Raw genomic sequence first — 25,123 nt, forward strand, 5'->3', positions numbered from 1 at the left:
CACAGATAGTGAGTTCCCTCACCCACGCCTATGTTCTTTCGCTGGTCTTATTCGCTACTGCCCGCAACGCTCCTGTTTGCCTCCTGCAGCAGTGCTCCGCCAGAGCTGCCCGGCTTCGACGCCACAATCTGGCGCAGTGACTCATACGGGTGTAAGGGCGTACGGCGTACTCAGCTAAAAGCGTTGTTGCAGGGCAAGGAGCAGCTTTACGGCACCCGCACATCTACCGTCGAGCTGCTACTAGGCCGCCCCGACGAAGAAGAGCTAGCGGAGCAAACCGAGAAGATATACAACTACTACCTGGAGCCCGGCCCGCAGTGCCAGCTCCCTCACCAGCGCTCCGCCGCAAACAAACTTAGCCTCCGCTTCGGCTCCCTTGGCACGGTTACGGAAATCCTGACGAATAAGCCGGCCACCAGGCAATAGCACTTAACTTATAGCAATCTGCTATTTTATCCTGTTGTCCGAACAGGCCAAAGTAGCCAAAAAAAGCAAGGGCACTCCCACATAAGGAGTGCCCTTGCTCTATACTTCAGGCTGGCTAGCGGTTTTTCAGCCGATACCACCTTCCAAAGGATCTGTTTTGGCGGGTGAGTCCCGCTGCTGCTCTGCATGGAACAGGCTGAGCTGGGAAGGAGTCAGGATCCGGCTGCATTCGGCTTCGTACTGGGCGTCCAGTTCGTTGAGCTTCACATGCTGCTCAGCCAAGTTGTCCTTGTACTGCCATGTAATTTCCTCCAGACGAGCCAGCTTGATTTGGTTGGCCGTGCGCAGACGGATATACTGGGCTTCGTTGAGACGAAGCGAATTACACATCTGGCGGGTGAGTTCCTCCACGCGGGACGGGGCGGGGTCACCGGTGCCGGGAAGTTCGGCATGGCGGTCCTGCTTCTGCGCCACGGCAGTGCCTGCAAGGCCAACCAACAACAACAGAGTAAAGACTGCGGATTTCATATTCGGTGGTTAAAAGAATGAACGGTTGAAAAACAAACGGTCAGAAACGTGAGAAGAGTACAGAAGTAGGATTGATACTCTACTAAATTTTACTTTCACTATATTTAATACAAATATATGTTGCTAAAATAACAACAACAATTTTTCAGTGTATTTTTTTATTTCTGATTCTGAGACAACCCTTCCCGCATCTGGAAAGTGCCCGATGAACAATAAAAAATGGCCGCTCTTACTAAGAAACGGCCATTCTTCAAAAAATCGGAACCACGCAAAACAGGTCTCCCTTACTCTACTCCCTCAATCGGCTTGTGGTCGGGGCTTTTGAAGTACTGCATGGCAATCAAGGAAATAATGACGCCGGCCATGGCGCCCTGCAGTAGTATGGCCAGAAAAGCAATGGTTACTGAAAGCTCAAAGCCGAAAAAGTCCTGGGCGTGAATCTGGTCCATTACATCAGGGCGTAGCAGGGAGAAAATGATAAAGAAGAAGCCAAACGCCAATGACGACACAATAGCCGTTACGATGCCCGTGCCAAAGCCCTGCAGGTAGGGCATCCGGTCGTTGCGGGACTGCTTGAAATGATGGATAGACAGGCAGATACCTACTACCATAATGGCAAAGTTCAGGAAGCTGAACTCGATTCGGTCGGCAAGACCCAGCAGAGCCGCTACAATGAAGTAGACAACCATACCAAGCGCCGTCAGCAGACCGTAGCGGACCCCATTGCCTTCCAGGGAAATGCGAGCATCATTCATAAAAAGGAACCGGTTAAAGGTGGACGGGAAACCAAAACGGCGGAACCCTGGCGCGTGCTACACTGTTGCTCAGAGCCTTGGCCCTTCAAGCCGCTTTTCATTCTTATACCGGAATACCACCGTTGTGTTGTAGAATCACTCGTTTTTTTTGCGTTCGGGCACGCGGGGCATTTTGCGTATTTTTGCGGGCCCGCTCCGGCCAGGGCTCTGTATTTCGAATTTTTCGCCTTTTCTCCCTATATGATTAGCACCTCCAACGTCAGCCTGCGCTACGGTAAGCGCGTGTTGTTTGAAGACGTTACCATCAAATTCATGCCCGGCAACGTGTATGGCCTCATCGGGGCCAACGGCGCCGGCAAGTCAACCTTCCTCAAGATTCTGGCCGGCGACATTGAGGCCAACACCGGCTCTGTGATGATGCCGGCCGGCTCGCGCCTGTCGGTACTGCGCCAGGACCAGTTTGCCTACGACCATTTTCCGGTGCTCCAGACCGTCATTATGGGCCACACGCGCCTGTGGAAGGTGATGGAGGAGAAGGATGCGTTGTATGCCAAACCCGATTTTTCGGATGCTGATGGTGAGCGGGCAGCCCAGCTCGAAGGCGAGTTTGCAGACCTGGAAGGCTGGAACGCCGAATACGAAGCCGCTGAGCTACTCTCTGGCCTTGGCATCGGTGAAGACAAGCACCAGACCATGATGGGTGACCTGGGTGGCTCCGACAAAGTGCGCGTGCTGCTGGCGCAGGCCCTGTTCGGCAACCCCGATGTGCTGCTGCTCGACGAACCAACCAACGGCCTCGACGCCGAAACCGTGCTCTGGCTGGAAAACTTCCTCGACTCGTTCCAGAACACGGTGATTGTGGTGAGCCACGACCGTCACTTCCTGGATGCTGTGTGTAACTACATGGCCGACCTCGATTTTTCGAAGATTACGATGTACCCCGGCAACTACTCGTTCTGGTACGAAAGCAGCCAGCTGGCCCTGCGCCAGCGCCAGGACGTGAACAAGAAGACCGAAGACAAGCGCAAGGAACTGGAGGAGTTTGTGCGCCGCTTCTCGGCCAACGCCTCCAAGTCCAAGCAGGCCACTTCGCGCCAGAAGTTGCTCCAGAAACTCACGCTGGAAGAAATCAAACCTTCGTCGCGCAAGTACCCCTACATTGCGTTCAAGCCGGAGCGCGAAGCTGGCAACCAGCTGCTGACCGTGGAAGACCTGAGCAAGTCCGTAGACGGGCAAGTGGTATTCCGCAACGTGAGCTTCGCGCTTGACAAGAAGGACAAAGTGGCCATTATCAGCCGCGACGACCGGGCACCTTCCCTCCTGTTCGATATCCTGTTCGAGCAAACCCGGCCCAATACCGGCTCCTTCAAATGGGGCACGACAATCACGCCGAGCTACTTCCCTAAAGAAAACTCCGAGTTCTTCGATACCGACCTGAACCTCGTGGACTGGCTGCGCCAGTACAGCACCGAGAAGGACGAGTCGTTTATTCGTGGCTTCTTGGGCCGTATGCTGTTTTCGGGCGAAGAGTCGCAGAAGAAAAGCAACGTGCTAAGCGGTGGCGAGAAAGTGCGCTGCATGCTCTCGAAAATGATGATGGAATCGGGAAATGTGCTGGTAATGGACGACCCAACCAACCATTTGGACCTGGAAAGCATCACTGCCTTGAACAACAGCCTGCAGGAATTCCAGGGCACGCTGCTGTTTGTGTCGCACGACTTACAGTTTATCGAAACTATTGCCAACCGTATCATTGAACTCACGCCCGACGGCATCATCGACCGGCGCATGAACTACGAGGAATACCTGGCCGATGAGCAAATCAAGGCGTTGCGGCAGCGCAAATACCAACTCGTCTCCTAACCGCGTTACCTTCCGGTATGAACGCTTCTTCCCGTTTCCTGTGTGTGGCTGCCCTTTCGCTGGGCGGACTGGCGCTGGCCCCGGCTGCGCACGCCCAGCGCACCGACAGCACCTCCACTGTAAAGCCACAGCTGAATACCGCCCCTCCCGGCACGGCGCCACGGCCAGCCACTCCGGCTTCCCGGCCCCAAAACCAGCCGGTGCCAGTGCCAGCCCCAGCGCCGGTTTACGAGCCTATGCCCGTACCGCAGCCGTCCACCGATAAGCCGTCGGGGCTCGATTTTCCGACCGGCAGCCGGGCCAGCGAGCAACCGAAGCCGCTACGCCGGTATTTTCTGTACTCAAACTTTGGGTTGGGCTACAGCAGCAATCCGTATGATGGCGGCCAGTTCAGCGCCAGCCTGAGCCCGTCTATCGGCTACCGTGTAACCGATAAGCTGGCGCTGGGCCCCGGCATAAGCTATGCCTACAACAACATCTCGTTTCCGGATGTCTACCAGGCGGCGGGCCTGCCCAATAGCCTGGGTTTGCACAGTGTAGGCATCAAAGGGTTTCTGCAGTACACTCTGTTCGACCAGTTCTTTCTGCACGCCGAATACGAAGTGACCAAAGCGGAGAGCTACAACATTTATCAGACCGGTCCTCAGCAGCTGATAGCCATCAAGACCAAACGTACGATGAACACCCCGCTGGCCGGCGCCGGCTACCGTTCCCAGCTTAGCGACCGGGCAGCGGCCGACATCGTATTGCTCTACAACTTCAACAACGGGTATGATGCGCAGGGCTATCCGCTTTCCCCATACGGGCAGCCGGTTATTCGCTTCAGCTTCCTGTTCGATCTGAAATAGAACTGTCTTGTTGTGAAAACCTAAAAAGGGCCATCCGGATACCCGGATGGCCCTTTTTAGGTTTTTCAGACTTATTTTTCAGCCAGACCCTATGCAGGCAGGCTGCGTAGCACTAGACTACGCGTCCGCCACGAATTACACGCAGCAGAATGGCGATGATGGCAATTACCAGCAGAATATGGATCAGGTTGTTGCCCTGCATGCCTGCGCCCAGTACGCCGAAGAAGCCCAAAGCCCAGATGAGGATGAGGATGACGGCAATGATGTACAATAGATTTCCCATGGTGCTAGGATTGAGTTGGTGGTGGAGAGAGATGGAAAGTTTTCGGCTCTGACAGCAGCCAGACTGCTATTTGGAAGCCGAATTGCGGTTTTGTACGCGGGGAGTACCAAAAGGATATATTCGGAGGAAAAAATTTTGGCTTTTCAGTGCTATTCAGGCAAAAAAAGCGCCCCATTAGCTACAAACCCGCTTTTCGGGAATTCCAACTTTTTGCGGACTTTGCTGTTCTGATAGGCTCAGCGGCACCGGATACGCTCCCCTGCTGTTTTCGGATCTGTTTTTCGAAGTAGCTTTGCCTGCGCCCACAATCAGGGCCATTGTTCCTCTTCTCCCACCCTTTCCTTCACTTTACCGCATGATCAACGTCGCCGTTATTGGCTCGGGCACCATGGGCAATGGTATTGCTCATGTATTCGCTCAGCACGGTTTTCCGGTTGCCCTTATTGATATCAGCCAGCCGGCGCTGGACAAGGCGCTGGGCACCATCGCCAAAAACCTGGACCGCCAAGTAGCCAAAGGCAGCCTCAGCGAAGCGGACAAAACCGCTACCATCGGCCGCATCCAGACCTATACCAGCGTGGCCGAAGGTGTGAGTAATGTGCAGTTGGTAGTGGAAGCGGCCACCGAAAACGTAGACCTCAAGCTGAACATCTTTCGGGAGCTGGACCTGCACGCCCCGCAGGATGCTATTCTGGCCTCTAACACGTCGTCTATTTCCATCACCAAAATTGCGGCGGTTACCAAGCGCGCCGACAAGGTGATTGGCATGCACTTCATGAACCCGGTACCGGTGATGAAGCTAGTGGAAGTAATCCGGGGCTATGCTACTTCGGATGAAGTAACGGCGCGCATCATGGACCTGTCGCGGCAGCTGAGCAAAACGCCGACCGAGGTGAACGACTACCCGGGTTTCGTGGCCAACCGCATCCTGATGCCGATGATCAACGAGGCTATCATCTCGCTGCACGAGGGCGTAGCAGGCGTAGAGGAGATTGATACGGTTATGAAGCTGGGTATGGCACATCCGATGGGGCCGCTGCAGCTTGCCGATTTTATTGGGCTGGATGTGTGCCTGGCTATTATGCGCGTATTGCAAGACGGCCTGGGCAACCCCAAGTATGCTCCTTGCCCGCTGCTCGTGAACATGGTAATGGCCGGTCGCCTGGGCGTAAAATCCGGCGAAGGGTTCTACAGCTGGGGACACGGCACCAAAGATCTGGTGGTAGCAGAGCGGTTCCTGAAATAGGGTTACTGCCTTGCTCATAAAGCGGCGCTTCGTGCATTGCCGGTTCCGCGCTGCGGAGCGGCCGCACGAGGCGCCGTTCTGTATTGGTGGGCACTGAGTACAGATCAAACTTTTTCGCCTTCAAAACCCTTATACGTATCAGTTACAGGCTCCCGCTTCGCCCTTTTTCAGGGCTGCTCGTTACTTGAGCAGAGCGGACATTCTAAACTTCAACTACGATTTTTAAACAAATGGAACAGGCAACTTTCGGTGCCGGCTGCTTCTGGTGCGTCGAGGCCGTATTTCAGGACCTTGAAGGGGTGGAAAAGGTCGTGTCCGGCTACTCCAACGGCCGTATCGCCAACCCTACCTACCGCGAAGTGTGCAGTGGCCTCACGGGCCACGCGGAGGTCATTCAGCTGACCTACGATCCGACCAAAATCGGCTTCGAAGAGCTGCTGGAGATATTCTGGAAAACGCACGACCCCACCACCCTCAACCGCCAGGGCGCAGATACCGGCACCCAATACCGCTCGGGGGTGTACTACCACAACGAAGAGCAACACCGCCTTGCAGCGCAATACAAGCAGAAACTCAACGACGCACACGCCTTCGAAAGCCCTATCGTGACGGAGATTGAGCCGCTGAAAAGCTTCTACCCGGCCGAAAACTACCACCAGAACTACTACAAGCAGAACGGCCGTGAGCCGTATTGCCAGTTTGTGGTGCGGCCCAAAGTAGATAAGGTACGCGCCGTGTTCGGTGAGAAGCTCAAGAAAGCCACAGTGCAGTAGGCAACCAGCAGAAAATTGACAGCAAAAGCCCTTCCTGAAAATCAGGAAGGGCTTTTGCTATTTCCAGCACTATTGGGTTTGGGACTACCGGGTACGGATTACGGGTTGCGGGAAATGGCAAACGGGCCGTTTTCCTGGCCGAGCAGGTAGAACATGGCCACTTTGTCGACAACGGAGCGGGTGGCGGAAATGGCGTTGTACTCCACGATGCTGCCGTTTTTCATCATGATGAAGCCTGTTTGCTCACCCGGAAAGGCACCGTCGGTGCCCACGGCCGGCACGGGAGTCAGGAACTTGTGCGGCGCTATCCGAATAGTGCTTTCGTCCTCAGGCAGCACGAGCGTCGTGTCTTCCTGGCGAGGCTTGAAGCCGAACGTAGCCGAATATGAGTAATGCGGATTATAGACCCAGTCGCCGTTGAAGATGTAGTATTCGTCCGTGTTGACGCGCAGAAACTCCCGCACCGAGCAGTTGATGGCCACCCGCGGATACTGTCGGTTCTGCAGGTTTTCCAGAATGGTTTTGGTCCGGGTTGGGTCAGGATTTTCCGAAAAAGGCATCATGAGCCGGGCCATGGTGGCTATTTCGCAGCCGGCATACAGATTCAGCAGCTGCTGGCGCCACTCATTGATGTTGCCCAGCTGCCGGGCCTCGCCCACGTTCAGCTCCGGCATGTTGTAGGTATAGGGGCCCGTCACGGCTACGCCGTTGTGCAGGCCGGCAAACCATTCTACCAGGAAGCAGGGCTGCACTGCTCCATCTACCCAGGGCAGATCCATGTTGAAGATGACTTTGGCCTGCACGTCATTGACGGGGCACTCCAGCTCGGCGGCAATGTAATTCCGGATTTCGTCGCGGGCTTCCGCTGCCGATACCGGACCAGATTTCGTGTTCATGGAAAAGGGAATTTTTACGCAGTCAAGATACGCTATACCGCCACGTTGTGCTCGCGCAATGCGTCGTTGAGGCTGGTTTTGAGGTCGGTGCTGGGCTTACGCTGCCCAATAATGAGGGCGCAGGGCACGTGGTACTCCCCAGCGGGAAACTGCTTGGCGTAGGAACCCGGAATGACCACCGAGCGGGCGGGCACCGTGCCTTTGTATTCAATCGGCTGGCTACCTGTCACGTCGATGATTTTGGTGCTGCCCGTGATGGTCACGCCCGCCCCGATTACGGCTTCTTTACCCACAAAACAGCCTTCCACCAGAATGCTGCGCGAGCCCACGAAAGCACCGTCCTCGATGATAACAGGCGCGGCCTGCACCGGCTCCAGCACACCTCCAATGCCCACACCGCCGCTCAGGTGCACGCCCGCGCCAATCTGTGCGCAGGAGCCAACCGTGGCCCAGGTATCAACCATCGTACCCTCGCCCACCCACGCTCCGATATTCACGTAGCTCGGCATCATGATAACGCCGGGAGCCAGATAGGCGCCGTAGCGGGCCACTGCCGGCGGCACCACCCGTACGCCCTGCTGCTCATAGTTGGTCTTGAGGCGCATTTTGTCGCGAAACTCAAACGGACCAACTTCAATGGTTTCCATCTGGCGGATGGGGAAATACAGGATGACAGCTTTTTTCACCCAGTCATTTACCAACCAGCCGCCTTCCCGGTCGGTGGCGGGCTGGGCCACGCGCAGGCGGCCTTTATCCAGCTCTTCGATTACGTGCTGAATGGCCTCCGTGGTAGCGGCTTGCTGCAGCAGGCTCCGGTCGTTCCAGGCTGCTTCGATGGTTTGTTGCAGGTCGGTCATTAGTTCTTAATTGCTAGGGAGTGAAGCTCGTTACGACTGCCGACCGGAGTCGGAAATACATAAGAGGAAGCGCAAACTTACCATCTTCGCTGCCACAATGCCGCATCTGCCGCCGCCAACCGTCATTTTACTCGCTTCGGTGCTCAAACCGCTGAACGATACCCGCATGTTCGGGAAGTTTGGGCGCACCCTGACCAGCCGGCCCAATACAATAGTGCACGTAGCGGGGCGCCAGGCACCACACCCGGCAGAGGCTCCCGCTACTCTGCACACCCACGCGCTGCTGAACGGCACCCGCCTGAGCTGGGAGCGGCTGGGCGCGCAGGTTCGCTACTGGCGCTTGCTACAGCATCTGCAGCCCCAGCTGGTACTTGTGCATGCCCCCGAATTGCTGCCCCTTACGCTGTTGTGGCACCTCCTGAAACCCGGCCGGCGCTTTCTCTATGATGTGCGCGAGAACTATGCCCTCAATATCCGGACGCAGCAGGTGTACCCAGCCTGGCTACGCGGACTGCTGGCCGGAACCGTACGGATTCTGGAAACGCTGGCTGCTCGTCGGGCTGCTAAAGTCCTATTGGCCGAACGCAGCTATGCCGATGAGCTGCCGTTTGCGCAGCCTGAGCACACGGTGGTGTTGGAAAACAAGTATCAGCCTTATTCCGGTGAGGCCTTGGTCACACAGCCACGCCAGCTGCCCATGCCCGGCCAGCCGCTACGGCTGTTATACTCAGGCACCATTTCGGAGCTGAATGGCGTGTTTGAGGCCGTGCGATTCACGCGAGAGTTGCAGCGCTACTGGCCGGCTACACAGCTGACAATCATCGGTTTTTGCCAGCAGCCCGAAGTGCTGGCCCGCTTGCAGACCTTACTAGCTAATGACACGAGTATCACGCTGATTGGAGGTAACAAACTGGTTCCGCACGACCGGATTGTTGAGGAAATTCAGCGCAGCCACCTGGGCCTGCTACCCTACCGGGAGCACCCCAGCTCGTGGCGCTGCATCCCAACCAAACTCTACGAATACCTAGCGCAGGGCCTTCCTATGTTGCTGCCCCCTAATCCGCTCTGGCTGCAAGTGGCCCAGCGCCATAGGGCCGGCTTGCCGGTGCATTTCCCGGCAGTGCCAGAACAGTTGCCGGAGCAACTTACAAGCTACCAGTTCTACCCGCAAGGCATCCCAACTGACGCCTTCTGGCAGTCGGAAGCTATAAAATTACAGGCCGTAGTAGATTCTATCCGGTAACTGCCGACCTTTGCCGGCCGTTAGAGAACCAGCAGCCTACTTTTTATTACTTTTCGGCACCTTTTGCGCTGTTTCTCTGCCTGCCTAATTCCCTCCCCACATGTCCACTCTACGACAGTCTGAAATTGCCGGTGTCGGCCACTACGTACCCGCGCGGGTTGTCACCAACGCCGACCTCACCCAGCTTATGGATACCACCGATGAGTGGATTCAGGAACGCACCGGCATTCGGGAGCGGCGCTGGTTTGAGGAGGGCAAGGATACTACGGCCAACATGGCGGCTAACGCAGCCCGTAAGGCTCTGGAAATGGCCGGCCTCACCCCCGACGATGTGCAGATGATTGTCTTCGCCACATTGTCGCCGGACTATTTCTTTCCGGGCTCCGGCGTACTGCTGCAGCGCGAGTTGGGCATCAAGGCCACCATTCCGGCATTCGATGTGCGCAACCAGTGCTCCGGCTTTGTGTATGCGCTATCGATGGCCGACCAGTTTGTGAAGACCGGTATGTACGATACTGTGTTGGTGGTAGGCTCCGAAATTCACTCGTCCGGCCTCGATATCAGTACCCGTGGCCGAAACGTTTCCGTCATTTTTGGAGATGGTGCGGGCGCCGTGATACTGCGCCCCAGCACTCGCGAAGGGCACGGCATCCTGAGCACGCACCTTCACTCGCAGGGCGAGCATGCTGAAGAGCTGATTGTGAAGGAGCCGGGCTCAAACCGCAATAAGCGCGTGGAATACGTGGTAACCAACGAGCTGGACATGTACCCCATCATGAACGGCCAGAACGTGTTCAAACACGCTGTTGTGCGTTTTCCGCAGGTTATCAAAGAAGCGCTGGACCAAAACGGGTATCAGCCTCAGGACTTAGACATGCTGATTCCTCACCAAGCCAATCTGCGCATCACGCAGTATGTGCAGCAGAAAATGGGCCTCAGCGACGACAAGGTGTACAGCAACGTGCAGCGCTACGGCAATACAACTGCGGCCAGCGTGCCCATTGCGCTGAGCGAGGCAGTACAGGAAGGCCGTATCAAGCGCGGCGACCTGGTGTGTCTGGCGGCCTTTGGCTCCGGCTTCACCTGGGCGTCAGCCCTGATCAAATGGTAGCCTCCGCCTGGCAGAAGAAGAAAAACTAGAAGTGGCCGGCAGCAGTTGCCGGCCACTTTTTTGTGTGCAAAACCCGGCCGCCCGTCCGATTCCGCATCCGTAGCTCAGAATGTATAATTTTGGGCTTCTAACCCTGCGAAATGCCCAGCTTCACTGAAGAGAATTATCTAAAAGCCGTTTATAAGCTTGCCGAGGCTGCTCCAGGCTCGGAGGTAAGCACCAACAGCATTGCCGAAGTGCTGCAGACACGCCCGGCATCGGTGACGGATATGCTACGCCGCCTCAGCGAAAAAGGGCTGCTCCACTACCAGCGCTACCGCGGCGTTTCGCTCACGCCCGAAGGCCGGCAGCTGGCCCTGCTTACCATCCGCAAGCACCGCCTGTGGGAAGTGTTTCTGGTGCAGAAGCTGGGGTTCAATTGGGATGAGGTGCACGACGTAGCCGAGCAGATGGAACATATCGACTCTCCGCTGCTGGTTCGGCGCCTAGACGAGTTCCTGGGTTTCCCGCGCCTCGACCCGCATGGCGACCCAATTCCTACCGAGGATGGTGCCATGCTTCGCCCCCGCCACCGACTGGTCGCCGACCTAAATCCTGGCGAACAGGGCCCGGTTGTGGCCGTCAAAAACACGTCTGTTACCTTTCTGCAGTACTTGGATAAGGCAGGCCTGAAGCTTGGCTCTCATATTGAAGTGGTGGATAAGATTGAATTTGATAACTCACTTGAAATCAGAATTAATAAAAACACAACTACAATGCTTTCGGCAGAAGCAAGCCGTAATCTTTTCGTAGCCGGCTAGCTATAATACGCCTGTAGTTTTCCTATCCTGTCAGGGTTGGTGCAGAAGAACAGTCTGCGGAGCAGGGTTCCGTACCTTTGTGTTTCAACTCTGCTTCCTGCCTGTGGCCCTCGCATTTCCGCCCGCACTGTCCGATACCATTATTGCGCTATCTACGCCACCCGGCGCGGGCGCTATTGCTGTATTGCGCCTTTCTGGACCCGAAGCCATTTCTCTTACAGATGCCGCGTTTACCGGCAAACGCCTGCGCGACCAAGCTGGTCACACGCTGCACTATGGCACCATCCGCGACGGTGACCGGATTCTGGATGAGGTGGTGGTGTCTTTGTTTCGGGGGCCGCATTCCTACACCCGCGAGGATGTAGTAGAAATCAGCTGCCACGGCTCCGACTATATCGTGCAGGAGTTGCTGCTGCTTTTCACGCGGCGTGGTGCGCGGCTGGCAGAAGCCGGCGAATTTACTAAGCGGGCCTTTCTGCATGGCGCCTTCGATTTGGCCCAAGCCGAGGCCGTAGCCGACCTGATTGCCGCTGACTCGCAGCTTTCCCACCAAGTGGCCATGCAGCAGATGCGGGGCGGCTTCTCGCGCGAGTTGAAGGATCTACGGGGACGACTCGTAGAGTTCGCGGCGTTGCTGGAACTGGAGCTGGACTTCGGGGAAGAAGACGTAGAGTTTGCCGACCGCACCGGTCTGGTAGCGCTGCTGCAGGAAGTGCAGGCGCTGGTACGCCGCCTGCTCCGGTCTTTTGAGTTAGGCAACGTCATCAAGAACGGCGTAACTACCGTCATTGCCGGCCGCCCGAATGCGGGCAAGAGCACACTGCTCAATGCGCTGCTCAACGAGGAGCGGGCCATCGTATCAGCCATTGCCGGTACCACCCGCGACCTGATAGAAGACGAAGTCAGCCTAGATGGAATCCGCTTCCGGTTCGTGGACACGGCCGGCCTGCGCGACACCACCGACGTAGTAGAGTCCATTGGGGTGGAGCGCACAATGAAGCGGGTGCAGCAGGCAGCGTTGGTCGTATATCTGTTTGATATTACGATAACTACCCCTGCCATGCTTGAAGAAGAGATTCAGGCCCTGAAGCTTCCGGCTCAGATACCGGTCATAGCCGTTGGCAACAAACTAGATACCGCCTCCGACCAGCAAGTCGATGCGTTCCGGGAGCGGCCGGATACGGTTCTGATTGCCGCCAGCCGTGGTGATGGCCTCGACGAGTTGCAGGAAGCATTGCTGCAGCGGGTACGCGGCGAAGGGCTCGACCGGCTTGGCAGCAGCACCGTTGTCACCAACCTACGCCACGCCCGCAGCCTGGAAGCAGCCGCCCTTTCCCTGGACGCCGTGCTGACCGGGCTGGCCACCGGGGCGGGCACCGAACTGCTGGCCGCCGACCTGCGCCATGCACTGGCCGCGCTGGGCGAGATAACCGGGGAAATTTCGTCCGATGATTTGCTCACCAGCATCTTCACGCAGTTCTGCATTGGCAAATAACTTCCGTTGCAGCCTCTGAGAGCGAATTTTCGCTGAATCCGGAATTAATTGCACATTAAATCGTAGTCTGAGTGCCGCGTATTTTGCCGTACTGCTTTTCTTTGTAGCTACATTCTTTCTCAAACAACCCAAGGGGACGTTTTGTAGTAGCAGTACACAAACCAGCCACAGGCTTTCCGGCTTGCCGGTTATTCTTTAGCTTCGCCCCCGAACCACCCTCTAATTCTCTCATATGGCAGAGTCTGCTGAATTGATCCTCGACGGGAAGTCATACTCCCTGCCCGTCATCGAAGGCACTGAACACGAAAAGGCATTCGATATCGGCAAATTGCGCGACCAAACGGGTTACGTGACGCTCGATTCGGGCTACAAAAACACGGGGGCTACCAAAAGCGCCATCACCTTCCTGGACGGCGAAGAAGGCATTCTGCGGTATCGGGGCTATCCGATTGAGCAGCTGGCCGAAAAGTCTAGCTTCCTGGAAGTAGCTTACCTGCTGATTTACGGTGCGCTGCCCACCCAGGCAGAACTCGAAGACTTCAGCCACCAGATTACCAAGCATACGCTGGTGCACGAAGACGTGCGCAAAATTTTCGACGGTTTCCCGTCGGCGGCGCACCCCATGGCCATCCTGAGCAGCCTGATCTGCTCGCTCACTGCTTTCTACCCCGAAAGCGTGTCGCCGGACCTAAGCAAGGAGGAAATTGACCTGAACGTGATTCGCCTGATGGCCAAAATGCCGACCATTGCGGCCTGGACGTACAAAAACAACATGGGTCATCCGCTGAACTATCCGCGCAATGACCTCGACTTCTGCTCTAACTTCCTGTACATGATGTTCAGCTTCCCTACGGAGAAGTATGAAATTGATTCCCGGATTGTTAGCGCCCTGAACAAGTTGCTTATCCTGCACGCCGACCACGAGCAGAACTGCTCTACTTCTACTGTGCGCCTCGTTGGCTCGGCCAATGCGTCGCTCTACGGTTCGGTATCGGCTGGTATCAATGCGCTGTGGGGCCCGCTGCATGGCGGCGCCAACCAGGAAGTGCTGGAGATGCTGCAGGAAATTCAGAAAGATGGCGGCGACACCAGCAAGTTCATTGCCAAAGCCAAAGACAAAAACGACTCGTTCCGCCTCATGGGCTTCGGGCACCGTGTCTACAAGAACTTCGACCCGCGCGCCAAAATTATCAAGAAAGCCGCCGATGACGTGCTAGCTGCTCTTGGTATTGATGACCCGCTGCTGAAAATCGCGCAGGAACTGGAGCAGGCTGCCCTCACGGATCAGTATTTCATTGAGCGCAAGCTGTACCCCAACGTCGACTTCTACTCCGGCATCATCTACCGTGCTATCGGCATCCCAACGGAGATGTTCACGGTGATGTTTGCGCTGGGCCGCCTGCCCGGCTGGATTGCGCAGTGGAAAGAGATGCGCGAAAACAAAGAGCCAATCGGACGCCCACGCCAGATTTACACCGGCGAGTTGGAGCGTGACTATGTCAGCATCGAAAACCGCAACTAGTAATCGGCTCTACCGCTAAACAGGAAGGCCCGCTCTCAATTGAGAGCGGGCCTTCCTGTTTCTATAGCTTCAGTGTTAGCGGTTGCTGAACGCCATCAGGTCGGCTTTGGCCTGCGTGTAAGCCATCATTTGGCGCGGCCAGAGTATCGTGGCCAAATCCCATTCGTAGCGCGTCTGAACCTCAGCCAATTCCTTATCGAGGGCAACCAGGTCATTGGCGAAACGCGCCTGGGCAGCCTGCACCTCAGCTAGCAGCCGCATATTCAGCTGGCGGACTTTCACATATTGCCCTTCGTTGAGGGGCGTTTTCTGTGCCATCTGGCGCGTCAGTTGCGTGGCCCGCATGGTCAGCTTGTTCTGGTCGCCGGGTCCGGCAGATACCAGGTTGCCGGCAAGAACCAGCAGGAAGATCAGAGAAGCGGAAATGTGTTTCATGACGTGGGAGTTTTTAGAGGGTAGATAGTAGCAGGTTCCGGTGGTGGCTCCATTTTCAGGATTGCCGACTTTCTATTGTTTCTATTATGAATATACTATATTATTAAATAATGTCAGCATATTTTATGAATATATTTACACTAATACGATTCACTATCATTCGCCATAATCCTGACTGCGCTGCCCACACACGAGCCCATAAAAAAGCCTGCTCGCGGCAGGCTTTTTTATGGGCTCGTGTGTGGGCAGACTTCTAGCGGGAGGTGCTCAGCGCCGTCATGGTGTTGCGCGACTTCTGGAACATAGCCAGCTGTGCGGGGCGCATGATAGAAGTCAGCTCCATTTCGTAGCGAACCTGCGCAACTGCCAGCCGCTCGTCGAGAATAGCCAAGTCGGCGGCGAAGCGTGTCTTGAGGTCTTCCATTTCGGAGAACATCCGGATGTTCAGCTGCTTCACTTTCAGATACTGACCTTCATCGAGGCGGGCTTTCTCAGCCTGAATGCGGGTGAGGGCGGTAGCCCGGGCCTGAGCGGTGGCAGAGGCATCACCACCAGACTTGGCATGTGCGGCAGAAACCAGGGCAATTGCCAGACCAGCGAGGAGAAGAACTTTCTTCATAATGGGAAGGATTGGAAGTGAGAAAAAGAAGACGTCAATGTGGTGCCAGCAGGAGAGAAGCTTAATGGGGGAGGAGCTTCAGCATCCTGATTGGATGGTCAAATATAAACACATAATTTAACTTAACAAATATTTTTTATAATTTTTCTAATTAAATCATTTTACGCCTGCATTCATCTATTCTGATTGTCAGCAACTTAATATTCCACCAAAAAGAAATACTCCAAATAAAAAAAGCCCGGCAACATGTGTTGCCGGGCCATCTGGTCCTTGCTCCTCCCCTCTCTACCTGCTATAGTATCCGCAGTTCGATGCGGCGGTTCTGTTGCCGGTGCATGTCCGAATCGTTCGGGACGAGCGGCTTATTTTCTCCGTACCCTTTGAAGCGCAGCCGGGTGGCCGGTACCTTCTGACTAACCAGGTACGTGTATACTGACTTCGCCCGATTCTGCGACAACGCCAAGTTGTCGTCATCAGAGCCTACATCGTCGGTATGGCCGCTGATTTCAACCTGCACGTCGGGATACTGCTTCATAAAGCCTACCAGCCGGTTCAGCTCTGTCCGGGACTTGGGTTTCAGGTCGTATTGCTTGGTGTCGAAAAACAGGTTGTTCAGCACAATGCTGCGCCCGGCCCGCACCGGCTCCAGATAGATATCGAGCGTCAGCGGGTCGAAAGTACGCTTATCACTGTAGTCGAAACTCAGGCTTTTCATCAGGTATTTGTCGGCGGCGGCATACATGGCGTACTGCCGGCCCTCGTTCAGCACCACCGTATAGTCGCCATCTTCCGAGTCCGATGTGACGAACTGTGTCAGCTCGTCGGTATTCAGGTCGTAGAGCTGCACCTCCGCCCGAATGGGCTTTTTGGTAATAGCATCGAACACGCGGCCCTGCGTGTAGGTGCTGGTTTCGCGGGAACGAACCTGTTGCGGCACTTCAAATCCAAACAGCTCTACCGGTCTGTCGCGCTCCTGCTTAACGCCGGGCTCAGCGGCACGGGAGCGGGAACAAAAGCCCCGGCGGTTATCGGAGGAGATGAAGAGCGAGGCTTCATTCTCGTGTGTATTAAGGGGATATCCTAAGTTCTGTGGCTCAGTCCAAGCGGTAGCGCTCTGCATTTCGCACCGGTATACATCTAGGCCGCCCATCCCTACAAGCCCGTCCGTGACGTAATAGAGCGTGGTGCCGCTGGCATGGATGAAGGGCGCCATGTCTTTACCGGGCGTGTTGACCGGCTTACCAAGGTTGCGGGCCGGAGTCCAGTTGCCGTTGCTGTCCAGGGTGGTCATGTAAATATCTTCCTGCCCCTGCCCGCCCCGGCGCGTGGAAGTGAAGTACAGTGTGCGTCCGTCCGCCGAAAGCGTAGGCTGCGAGTCCCATTCCACAGAGTTGACGGTGCGGCCCAGGTTCTGCGGCTTGCTCCAGCTGTTGCCGGTACGGCGCGAGATATAAAGGTCGCAGTTACCAACTGAGTTCGGCCGGTCGCAGGAGGCGAATACCAGGGTTTTGCCGTCGCCGGAGATGGTGCCGGCGCCTTCGTTATAGGGCGTGTTGATGAAGGGCGAAATAGACGCCGGGTCGCCAACGGTACCGTCCTTGTTCATCTTCGACACAAACAGATCTTCGCCGCTTTCGGATGTTGCCCGGCCTGTAAACAGTAGAAACCGGTTATCGGCGGTGAGAGCCGGGAAATACTGGAACCGGAAGGTATTGAGCGGAGCCGGCAGCCGCTCCGGCTGCACCCCGATAGGCGCGGCCATGGCCTTGAGGGCAAACTCGCAGTTGAGCAGCTGCCGCTGCGCCCGCGGGGCAAAGCGCTGGGCTTTGGGGCCTCCTGATTTCAGCAGCCGCTTGTAGCTTTCAGAAGCCGTTTGGTATTCCCCGAAACTCATGGCCAGTTCGCCCAGCGTATAGTAATCGGTAGCCCGGTTCGGGTCGGCGGGCAGCTTGGCCAGTCCGTCCCGGTAGGCTTCAAACGCCGCCCGGTTTTCACCCATTGCTTTCAGCAGGGAACCGCGCAGCACGTGTGGCTCGCCCAGCGAAGGAAACTTCTGGTTCAGCACCGTCAGCGTCTCGATGGCCTTATCGAAGTTACGCTCCTTAGCCTGCGTCTGCGCCTTTTCCCACAGGCTGCGGGCTTTAGTATTAGCCGTAGCTAAGGTGGTTTGAGCAGTTCCGTTCAGGGACAGCAACACACAGGCCAACAGTGGTACGGCAGATAGTACTAGGCGCATAGAGCGAAATCCTACGGAATATCAAGGTATTTATGAGTCTGTAACGACACCTGCCAGCGCGGATTGTCTTTCACATACTCCACAATCAGCGGCATCATCTGCAGCGACTTGCTCCATTCGGGCTGCAGATACAGCCGGCAGCCGGGCCCTACCTGCGCCGCGTGTTCCTCGGCCCAGGCAAAATCCGATTTGTTGAATACAATAATCTTCAGCTCATGCGCCTGCCGCAATGTTTCGGGCAAGGGAGCCTTGAATTTCTTCGGCGACACACAGATCCAGTCCCACTCCCCGCTGAGCGGATACGCCCCGGAAGTCTCAATCCAGTTCTGGCAACCGGCCGCGTGCAAAGCCTGTGTGAGGGGCCCCAGATTGTACATGAGCGGCTCACCGCCAGTGATGACGACGTTGCGGCCGGCATGGGCCGTAGCAGACGCCACAATGTCGGGAATGGCTACGCGCGGGTGTTTATCGGCATCCCAGGACTCTTTCACGTCGCACCAGACGCAGCCGACGTCGCAGCCACCCAGGCGCACGAAGTAGGCTGCGCGGCCCGTGTTATAGCCCTCACCCTGAATGGTGTAGAACTGCTCCATTAAGGGCAGCGCGGGAGCCGGTGCCTCAGAGGAAACGGAGGCCGCCGACACAAGAGGAAGTTGGTGCAGCAAAACGGTATTGAAACAAGTAAAGCCGGGCTGGCGGCAGGCATTCTGAATTTACGTAATTCAGCTCCTTCGCCGTCGGCCCGACTTTAAAAGTAGTACAACTCCCCGAAAATCAAAAGTCCGGGGCGGTTTTTATTGGATTCTAGCGCGGATACACCTCGCCTTTGGCAGCACGCAACGTGTTCAGGAGCAGCATGGCAATGGTCATGGGGCCTACCCCACCCGGTACCGGGGTGATGTAGGATGCCTTGGGCGCAACTTCAGAGAAATTTACGTCGCCTCGTAAGGCCCAGCCCGATTTTTTAGCGGCATCATCTACGCGGGTGGTACCTACGTCAATAACCACGGCGCCGGGCTTTACCATGTCCGCCGTCACGAATCCGGGGCGGCCAATAGCCGCCACCAGTATGTCGGCGGTGCGGGTAATTTCAGGCAGATTCTGAGTGCGGGAGTGGCATAAAGTCACGGTGCAGTTGCCAGGCTCTAAGTTCTTGGCAAGTAGAATGCTAACCGGCGTACCCACAATGTTACTACGCCCGATTACCACGCAATGCTTCCCGTCGGTAGGCAACTCGTAGCGGCGCAGCAGCTCCACGATTCCCGAGGGCGTAGCGGGCAGCAGGGCGGGCAGCCCGGCCACCATCCGCCCGATGTTCATGGGGTGAAACCCATCCACGTCCTTCTCCGGCCGCACCGCCTCTATCACCTTGTTGGTGTCGATGTGGCGCGGCAGCGGCAGCTGCACAATGAACCCGTCGATGCTGGCATCCTGATTCAGCTCTTCCACTTTGGCCAGCAGCTCAGCCTCGGTGATAGTGTCCTCGTAGCGCAGCAGCGTGCTCTCGAAGCCTACCCGCTCGCAGGCCAGCACCTTGTTGCGCACGTAGGTTTCCGAGCCCCCATCGTGGCCCACCAGAATGGCGGCTAAGTGAGGCACCTTCTGGCCGGCAGCTTTGCGCTGGGCCACTTCGGCAGCAATTTCCTCTTTAATGGCCTCGGCGGTTTGCTTGCCGTCGATGAGGCGGTAGGTGGTGGCGTCGGGGGCAGTGCTCATGCAGGAAACAGAAGTTTAAGCTTGGTCGGAAGTTTTTTTGCTTTCGTGGGCGGCAATGGCGGCCGTGCCGGCGGCCTGGAGAGCGGCTTCCATTGTGGGCCAGTCGTCTCTCCACCGGAACTTGCGCTCCTGCCCTTTGATGATCTTTTCCAGCTGTTCCTGGCTCGTACAGTTCTTGGTGAGTTTGTCAGGCATTTGTTTGATGAATAATCATATCACGCCGTGTCAAGAAGTGTATGAGGTGAAAAATTGGAAAGCAGCACAAAAAAACGCGCCCCGGCGGGGCGCGTTCCACTCTTTAATCGATTTTCAGAACGGCCAAGAAGGCCTCCTGAGGTATTTCCACGGAACCTACCTGGCGCATCCGCTTCTTGCCTTCCTTCTGCTTCTCAAGCAGCTTGCGCTTGCGGCTGATATCGCCGCCGTAGCACTTGGCAATTACGTTTTTGCGGAGGGCTTTCACGGTTTCGCGCGAAATAATTTTCTGCCCGATGCTGGCCTGGATGGCAATTTCGAACTGCTGGCGCGGAAGTAATTCCCGGAGCTTTTCGCAGAGGCGACGACCCCACTCGTAGCTCTTGGAGCGGTGCACGATGGCCGACAGCGCATCGACCTTCTCCCCGTTGAGCATGATGTCCAGCTTCACCATATCCGACTCGCGGAAGCCGATCAGCTCGTAGTCCAGCGAGGCGTAGCCGCGGCTGATGGTTTTGAGCTTGTCGAAGAAGTCGAACACGATTTCCGACAGCGGCAGCTCAAACGACAGCTCCACCCGCTCGGAAGTCAGGTAGCTCTGGCCCTTGATGATGCCACGCTTCTCCATGCAAAGCGTGATGATAGGCCCCACATAGTCAGCCGCCGTAATGATCTGGGCCTTGATGTAGGGCTCCTCAATGTACTTGATCATATTCGGCTCGGGCATTTCGCTCGGGGCGTTGATGGTCAGCAGTTGGTCTTTGGTGCCGGTAGCGTGGAACTGCACCGAGGGCACAGTGGTAATCACCGTCATGTTGAACTCGCGCTCCAGCCGCTCCTGCACGATTTCCATGTGCAGCATGCCCAGGAAGCCGCAGCGGAAGCCGAAGCCCAGCGCCACCGACGTTTCGGGCTCCCACACGAGGGAGGCATCGTTGAGCTGCAGCTTCTCCATGCAGGAACGCAGCTCTTCGTACTCGGTGGTATCCACGGGGTAGATACCGGCAAATACCATCGGCTTCACATCCGCAAAGCCCTGAATGGCTTCCGTCGTGGGCCGGGCTACGTGCGTGATGGTGTCACCTACCTTCACTTCGCGGGCTTCTTTGATACCCGAAATCAGGTAGCCCACGTTGCCGGCACTCATTTCGGGGCGCGGCTCCTGGTTCAGGCCCAGAATACCGATTTCGTCGGCGCCGTATTCCTTGCCGGTGGCCATGAAGCGGAGCTTGTCGCCCTTGCGCATGGTACCGTTTTTGATACGAAACAGGACCTCGATGCCCCGGTAGGAATTGAAAACGGAGTCGAAGATGAGGGCCTGCAGCGGCGCGTCCGGGTCGCCTTTCGGGGCCGGAATCCGCTCACAGATGGCGTCCAGGATTTCCTTGATACCGATACCGGACTTGCCCGAAGCCGGGATGATTTCGTCCCGGTCGCAGCCAATCAGGTCCACAATTTCATCGGACACCTCCTCCGGCATGGAGTGCGGCAAATCGATTTTGTTGAGAACCGGAATGATGGTCAGGTCGGAGCCGATGGCCAGGTACAGGTTCGAAATCGTCTGGGCTTCAATTCCCTGCGACGAATCCACAATCAGCAGCGCGCCTTCGCAGGCCGCAATGGAGCGGGATACTTCGTAGCTGAAATCGACGTGGCCGGGCGTATCAATCAGGTTGAGCGTGTAGGTTTCCCCCTTGTAGGGGTACTGCATCTGAATGGCGTGGCTCTTGATAGTGATGCCCCGCTCCCGCTCCAGGTCCATGTTGTCGAGCAGCTGGGCCTGCATGTCGCGCTTGGCCACGGTGCTGGTGAATTCCAACAGACGGTCGGCCAGCGTGCTTTTGCCGTGGTCGATGTGAGCAATGATGCAGAAATTGCGGATGTTCTTCACTAGAGGCGGTTTTTTCCGAGGGCGAAGGTACGAAACAAGGGGCGGAAAAGCTAACTAAGCCCGGCAGCAACCGCTGGCCGTATGGCCTTTTCCGCCACCGTAGCAGCCCACTGCGGCACCCTGCTTCCCTCCTTTTATAGCGGAAACCAAGTCCTGGCCTGGCGGGCGGGCTAATGCTATTGGCAATACCTGAGAGCGAACTGTACTATCGTCGCAAAAGCAGCATATATCGTCGCAACTATGCTGCTTGGATTGGCCAACAGATTAAGTTTCGCGTTGTTGAAGGCATCGTTTCCACTTTCTAACCCCACTTCATCATGAGCATAACTCTCGAACAGGCACAGGCCGCTGTGCAGGCCGCGCATCAGAAGTCCATTGAGATGGGCGTCAAAATGAATATTGCTGTAGTGGATGCGGGTGCCAACCTCACGGCCTTCATCCGCATGGACGACGCTTGGCTGGGTTCCTTGGACATTTCCATCAAGAAGGCCAAAACGGCGCGCTTCTTCGATATGCCCACCGGCGCCATTGGAGGCCTGTCGCAGCCCGGCGGCTCGCTCTACAACATCGAGCACTCCAATGGCGGGCTTATCACCTTCCCCGGCGGCATCCCGATTAAAGACGCCCAAGGCAAGGTTATCGGGGCCATTGGCGTATCGGGCAGCACGGTAGAGGACGACCACGCCGTGGCCGAAGCCGGTGTGCAGGCGCTGGCCGGCCGGTAGACGGCGAGGCACGTAGGCATTTTCATTCACCCTAAATCCTAAGTATATGGCGAGCAACCGAGGCGTAGTGTACCTGGGGCCGGGCAAGGTCGAGGTACAGAGCATTGACTTCCCGGAGCTGAAAAACCCCAAGGGCAAAAAAATAACCCACGGCGTAATTCTGAAGGTGGTTTCCACCAACATCTGCGGCTCCGACCAGCACATGGTACGCGGCCGGACCACGGCACCGGCCGGCCTGGTGCTGGGCCATGAAATAACGGGGGAAGTAATTGAAACCGGGGCCGATGTAGAGTTCCTGAAAAAAGGCGACCTGGTATCGGTGCCGTTCAATGTGGCCTGCGGCCGGTGCCGCACCTGCAAGGAAATGAAGACCGGCATTTGTTTGACTGTGAACGAGGGTCGCGCCGGCGGAGCCTACGGCTACGTGGACATGGGGGGCTGGGTAGGTGGCCAGGCAGAGTATGTAATGGTGCCCTACGCCGACTTCAACCTGCTCAAATTCCCGAACAAGGACCAGGCCATGGAGAAAATCCGGGACCTGACCATGCTAAGCGACATTTTTCCGACCGGCTTTCATGGGGCGGTGAAGGCGGGCGTAGGTCCGGGCACTACTGTGTATGTGGCCGGAGCTGGCCCCGTAGGACTGGCAGCCGCCGCGTCGGCACTGCTGCTGGGAGCCGCGGTAGTCATTGTCGGGGACATGAACAAAGCCCGGCTGGCGCACGCCCGCTCCTTCGGCTGCGAAACCGTGGACCTGAATGAAGACGCCAACTTGGCCGACCAGATTGCCAACATCCTGGGGGTACCGGAAATTGACTGTGCCATCGACTGCGTAGGCTTCGAGGCCAGTGGGCACGGCACTCAGGCCAAAACCGAAGTGCCCGCCGCCGTGCTCAACTCGCTTATGGAAATCACGCGGGCGGGCGGCTCCATTGGCATTCCCGGCCTCTACGTAACGGACGACCCCGGTGCCAAGGAAAAAGCGGCTAAAACCGGCAATCTGTCCATCCGCTTTGGGTTAGGCTGGGCCAAAAGCCACTCCTTCCATACCGGCCAGACTCCGGTGATGAGCTACAACCGCCAGCTGATGCAGGCCATTCTGTACGACAAGGTGCAGATTGCCAAAGCCGTCAACGTAGAAATCATCACCCTCGACCAGGCTCCGAAAGGCTACGCTGAGTTTGACAGCGGCGTAGCGAAGAAATTCGTCATCAATCCACACAACCTGATACCGGCGTAGCAATGCGCTGGTTTCGCGGCCTAAGCGCCGGCCTGCCCTCGGGCAGGCCGGCGCTTGTGTTTTTAGGCAGTAAGTTCTGAACCGGCTTTTCCGGTGCAATGGCAGTTGTGCGCTCAAGTCGCTATTTTCGGCCGCCACCGTCCCGCTCTCATGGAATCAGACCTTACCCGCGCCTCCCTCATTCCCTCGTCTGACTCCGGCAAGGCCTCCATCGTGGCAGTGAATGCCACGGCGCTCTATCTGCTTGCCTATCTGGCCGTGCAGAGTGCCTTTCAGCTGGCTACCGTGGCCACAGCCGCACAGCTCGGAATCCGGGGCACCTGGCAGTTGGGGCGCCTGCAGTTCCGCATGGCCGACTCGGAATGGTGGCAGGCAGCGGTGCTGGCCGTGTACGGGATTGGGCCGGTGGTAAGCCTGGGGTTGGGCATCGGGGCGCTGTGGCTGTTCTGGAAATGGGCCCGCCGGCGCCGGGGCCTGCTGAAGCTGTTTCTGTTCTGGATGGTACTGCACGCCTGCAACCTTTCCCTGGGGGCACTGGCGGCCGACACGCTCACCCAAAGCGGCACCTGGTTTGTCCCCAGCTGGCTCTTCAAGGCCGGCAATGCTCTGAATGTAATAGTGGCGCTGCTGGCTGCTATGCTACAGATGGTAGTGGGCTATCTGGCCGCCATACTTTTTCTGCAGAGCCACGACTCTATTACAATGATGCAGTACCACAATCGGCGGCGCCTGTTGGTGTCGGCGGTATTGCTGCCGTGGCTGGTGGGCAGCGCGATACTGCTGCTACTGCACTGGCCTACTCAGAGCCTTACCGAGCAGTTGCGTTATGTGGCTATGCTGCTGTTGCTAGGCCCGCTCTACATGGCCTGCACTAACGAATCGTTTGAAGACACTATTGAAAGCCCCAGCCGCACGCGGCTGGCTACCGGCCTGCTTCTGTTGCTGAGCGGTGCGCTGCTGGCTTGGCGACTGGTGCTGGCATCCGGCATTACATTTGGGTAGCCTCGCTTGGTTTTTCTTGGGCGACTGGTGGAACTGCAGTGAAATGGAGTAGCCCTACCGCCACGTGTGAAGCGGCCAGCAGCCATTGTAGTTCACGGGCCATTGCCCCCGCCAGTGCTCATTGCCACGAAGACAGATGCCGTTGTCACGAGGGCAGCAGGCGTTGCCACCCCGCCACCAATCAATGTCACCAGGGCAGCAGCCATTGCCACCTCGGCAGAAGCCGTTGTCACGAGAGCAAGGGCCGTTGACACATAGGCAGCGGCCCTTGCCGCCTCCGCAGCAGCTTATGACACTTGGACTACTAGAGCTTTAGCGCTTAGACAAGAGTGGCGTTTAAGACCTTTTCTAATGCTTACTTTGCCCCTACAAGCCCAACTATGCGGTTCCTTTATCTTCCTTGCATAGGTCTCGCCCT

25 protein-coding genes are annotated in these 25,123 nt (G+C 56.8%); 13 read left to right on the forward strand and 12 right to left on the reverse strand.

The window, feature by feature from the left end:
• The first annotated feature begins 30 nt into the window (after positions 1 to 30).
• Complete coding sequence (locus IC231_RS17480; protein ID WP_190785769.1) at positions 31 to 426, forward strand: hypothetical protein; 396 nt, start codon at positions 31 to 33, stop codon at positions 424 to 426.
• 126 nt (positions 427 to 552) lie between these two features.
• Here the strand turns inward: IC231_RS17480 and IC231_RS17485 are convergent, their stop codons facing one another.
• A complete protein-coding gene (locus IC231_RS17485) occupies positions 553 to 954 on the reverse strand; it encodes a hypothetical protein (protein ID WP_190785770.1) in 402 nt (133 codons plus the stop codon).
• Positions 955 to 1,238: 284 nt separating this feature from the next.
• On the reverse strand, positions 1,239 to 1,709 hold the full coding sequence (locus IC231_RS17490; protein ID WP_190785771.1) for a DUF4199 domain-containing protein: 471 nt from the start codon (positions 1,707 to 1,709) through the stop codon (positions 1,239 to 1,241).
• A 240-nt stretch (positions 1,710 to 1,949) separates the two neighbouring features.
• Between IC231_RS17490 and IC231_RS17495 the strand changes: the two genes are divergently transcribed.
• Together IC231_RS17495 and IC231_RS17500 are read left to right on the forward strand one after the other, a co-directional pair.
• On the forward strand, positions 1,950 to 3,572 hold the full coding sequence (locus tag IC231_RS17495; protein WP_190785772.1) for an ABC-F family ATP-binding cassette domain-containing protein: 1,623 nt from the start codon (positions 1,950 to 1,952) through the stop codon (positions 3,570 to 3,572).
• Positions 3,573 to 3,589: 17 nt separating this feature from the next.
• Positions 3,590 to 4,420, forward strand: coding sequence for a hypothetical protein (locus IC231_RS17500; RefSeq protein WP_190785773.1), 831 nt, complete (start codon positions 3,590 to 3,592; stop codon positions 4,418 to 4,420).
• 112 nt (positions 4,421 to 4,532) lie between these two features.
• Here IC231_RS17500 and IC231_RS17505 read toward each other — a convergent pair whose 3' ends face one another.
• Complete coding sequence (locus tag IC231_RS17505; RefSeq protein ID WP_185886313.1) at positions 4,533 to 4,703, reverse strand: lmo0937 family membrane protein; 171 nt, start codon at positions 4,701 to 4,703, stop codon at positions 4,533 to 4,535.
• A 355-nt stretch (positions 4,704 to 5,058) separates the two neighbouring features.
• On the opposite strand from IC231_RS17505, the gene IC231_RS17510 reads away from it, so the two are divergent.
• Together IC231_RS17510 and msrA are read left to right on the forward strand one after the other, a co-directional pair.
• A complete protein-coding gene (locus tag IC231_RS17510) occupies positions 5,059 to 5,949 on the forward strand; it encodes a 3-hydroxyacyl-CoA dehydrogenase family protein (protein ID WP_190785774.1) in 891 nt (296 codons plus the stop codon).
• Between the two features lie 230 nt (positions 5,950 to 6,179).
• Positions 6,180 to 6,722 (forward strand): peptide-methionine (S)-S-oxide reductase MsrA, encoded by a 543-nt coding sequence (gene msrA / locus IC231_RS17515; RefSeq protein WP_190785775.1) that lies wholly within the window; start codon positions 6,180 to 6,182, stop codon positions 6,720 to 6,722.
• A gap of 98 nt (positions 6,723 to 6,820) precedes the next feature.
• Here the strand turns inward: msrA and IC231_RS17520 are convergent, their stop codons facing one another.
• The gene (locus IC231_RS17520; RefSeq protein ID WP_190785776.1) at positions 6,821 to 7,618 is read right to left on the reverse strand and encodes a hypothetical protein; all 798 of its coding nucleotides are present in this window, start codon (positions 7,616 to 7,618) and stop codon (positions 6,821 to 6,823) included.
• Positions 7,619 to 7,650: 32 nt separating this feature from the next.
• On the reverse strand, positions 7,651 to 8,475 hold the full coding sequence (locus IC231_RS17525; protein ID WP_190785777.1) for a 2,3,4,5-tetrahydropyridine-2,6-dicarboxylate N-succinyltransferase: 825 nt from the start codon (positions 8,473 to 8,475) through the stop codon (positions 7,651 to 7,653).
• Positions 8,476 to 8,614: 139 nt separating this feature from the next.
• Here IC231_RS17525 and IC231_RS17530 point away from each other — a divergent pair, with 139 nt between their 5' ends.
• The 5 genes from IC231_RS17530 (at position 8,615) to IC231_RS17550 (ending at position 14,646) form a co-directional block, all read left to right on the forward strand.
• Positions 8,615 to 9,718 carry a glycosyltransferase family protein gene (locus IC231_RS17530; protein ID WP_190785778.1) on the forward strand — a complete coding sequence of 368 codons (1,104 nt, stop codon included), beginning with the start codon at positions 8,615 to 8,617 and terminating at the stop codon, positions 9,716 to 9,718.
• Positions 9,719 to 9,818: 100 nt separating this feature from the next.
• Positions 9,819 to 10,829, forward strand: coding sequence for a 3-oxoacyl-ACP synthase III family protein (locus tag IC231_RS17535; RefSeq protein ID WP_190785779.1), 1,011 nt, complete (start codon positions 9,819 to 9,821; stop codon positions 10,827 to 10,829).
• A gap of 140 nt (positions 10,830 to 10,969) precedes the next feature.
• The gene (locus tag IC231_RS17540) at positions 10,970 to 11,629 is read left to right on the forward strand and encodes a metal-dependent transcriptional regulator (protein WP_190785780.1); all 660 of its coding nucleotides are present in this window, start codon (positions 10,970 to 10,972) and stop codon (positions 11,627 to 11,629) included.
• 103 nt (positions 11,630 to 11,732) lie between these two features.
• Positions 11,733 to 13,124 (forward strand): tRNA uridine-5-carboxymethylaminomethyl(34) synthesis GTPase MnmE, encoded by a 1,392-nt coding sequence (gene mnmE, locus IC231_RS17545; RefSeq protein WP_190785781.1) that lies wholly within the window; start codon positions 11,733 to 11,735, stop codon positions 13,122 to 13,124.
• A gap of 232 nt (positions 13,125 to 13,356) precedes the next feature.
• Complete coding sequence (locus IC231_RS17550; RefSeq protein ID WP_190785782.1) at positions 13,357 to 14,646, forward strand: citrate synthase; 1,290 nt, start codon at positions 13,357 to 13,359, stop codon at positions 14,644 to 14,646.
• A 75-nt stretch (positions 14,647 to 14,721) separates the two neighbouring features.
• On the opposite strand, the gene IC231_RS17555 is transcribed toward IC231_RS17550, so the two are convergent.
• From IC231_RS17555 to lepA, 7 genes are all read right to left on the reverse strand, one after another.
• A complete protein-coding gene (locus IC231_RS17555; RefSeq protein ID WP_190785783.1) occupies positions 14,722 to 15,081 on the reverse strand; it encodes a hypothetical protein in 360 nt (119 codons plus the stop codon).
• 253 nt (positions 15,082 to 15,334) lie between these two features.
• The gene (locus IC231_RS17560) at positions 15,335 to 15,700 is read right to left on the reverse strand and encodes a hypothetical protein (protein ID WP_185886324.1); all 366 of its coding nucleotides are present in this window, start codon (positions 15,698 to 15,700) and stop codon (positions 15,335 to 15,337) included.
• Positions 15,701 to 15,992: 292 nt separating this feature from the next.
• Complete coding sequence (locus IC231_RS17565; RefSeq protein WP_211539163.1) at positions 15,993 to 17,897, reverse strand: OmpA family protein; 1,905 nt, start codon at positions 17,895 to 17,897, stop codon at positions 15,993 to 15,995.
• A 50-nt stretch (positions 17,898 to 17,947) separates the two neighbouring features.
• Positions 17,948 to 18,601: a 7-carboxy-7-deazaguanine synthase QueE gene (locus IC231_RS17570; RefSeq protein WP_211539164.1), complete on the reverse strand. Its 654-nt coding sequence runs from the start codon at positions 18,599 to 18,601 to the stop codon at positions 17,948 to 17,950.
• A 139-nt stretch (positions 18,602 to 18,740) separates the two neighbouring features.
• Positions 18,741 to 19,652 (reverse strand): bifunctional 5,10-methylenetetrahydrofolate dehydrogenase/5,10-methenyltetrahydrofolate cyclohydrolase, encoded by a 912-nt coding sequence (locus tag IC231_RS17575; RefSeq protein ID WP_190785785.1) that lies wholly within the window; start codon positions 19,650 to 19,652, stop codon positions 18,741 to 18,743.
• Between the two features lie 15 nt (positions 19,653 to 19,667).
• Positions 19,668 to 19,847: a hypothetical protein gene (locus IC231_RS17580; protein WP_190785786.1), complete on the reverse strand. Its 180-nt coding sequence runs from the start codon at positions 19,845 to 19,847 to the stop codon at positions 19,668 to 19,670.
• A gap of 103 nt (positions 19,848 to 19,950) precedes the next feature.
• Complete coding sequence (gene lepA / locus IC231_RS17585) at positions 19,951 to 21,738, reverse strand: translation elongation factor 4 (protein WP_190785787.1); 1,788 nt, start codon at positions 21,736 to 21,738, stop codon at positions 19,951 to 19,953.
• Positions 21,739 to 22,055: 317 nt separating this feature from the next.
• Here lepA and IC231_RS17590 point away from each other — a divergent pair, with 317 nt between their 5' ends.
• The 3 genes from IC231_RS17590 (at position 22,056) to IC231_RS17600 (ending at position 24,705) form a co-directional block, all read left to right on the forward strand.
• Entirely contained in the window at positions 22,056 to 22,463 is a 408-nt protein-coding gene (locus IC231_RS17590) for a GlcG/HbpS family heme-binding protein (protein WP_190785788.1), read from the forward strand.
• A 46-nt stretch (positions 22,464 to 22,509) separates the two neighbouring features.
• Positions 22,510 to 23,703, forward strand: coding sequence for a formaldehyde dehydrogenase, glutathione-independent (gene fdhA / locus IC231_RS17595; protein WP_190785789.1), 1,194 nt, complete (start codon positions 22,510 to 22,512; stop codon positions 23,701 to 23,703).
• Positions 23,704 to 23,853: 150 nt separating this feature from the next.
• On the forward strand, positions 23,854 to 24,705 hold the full coding sequence (locus IC231_RS17600) for a hypothetical protein (RefSeq protein WP_190785790.1): 852 nt from the start codon (positions 23,854 to 23,856) through the stop codon (positions 24,703 to 24,705).
• Positions 24,706 to 25,123 lie beyond the last annotated feature (418 nt).

Origin of the sequence: Hymenobacter duratus, assembly GCF_014698995.1 — a bacterium.
GTDB lineage: Bacteria > Bacteroidota > Bacteroidia > Cytophagales > Hymenobacteraceae > Hymenobacter > Hymenobacter duratus.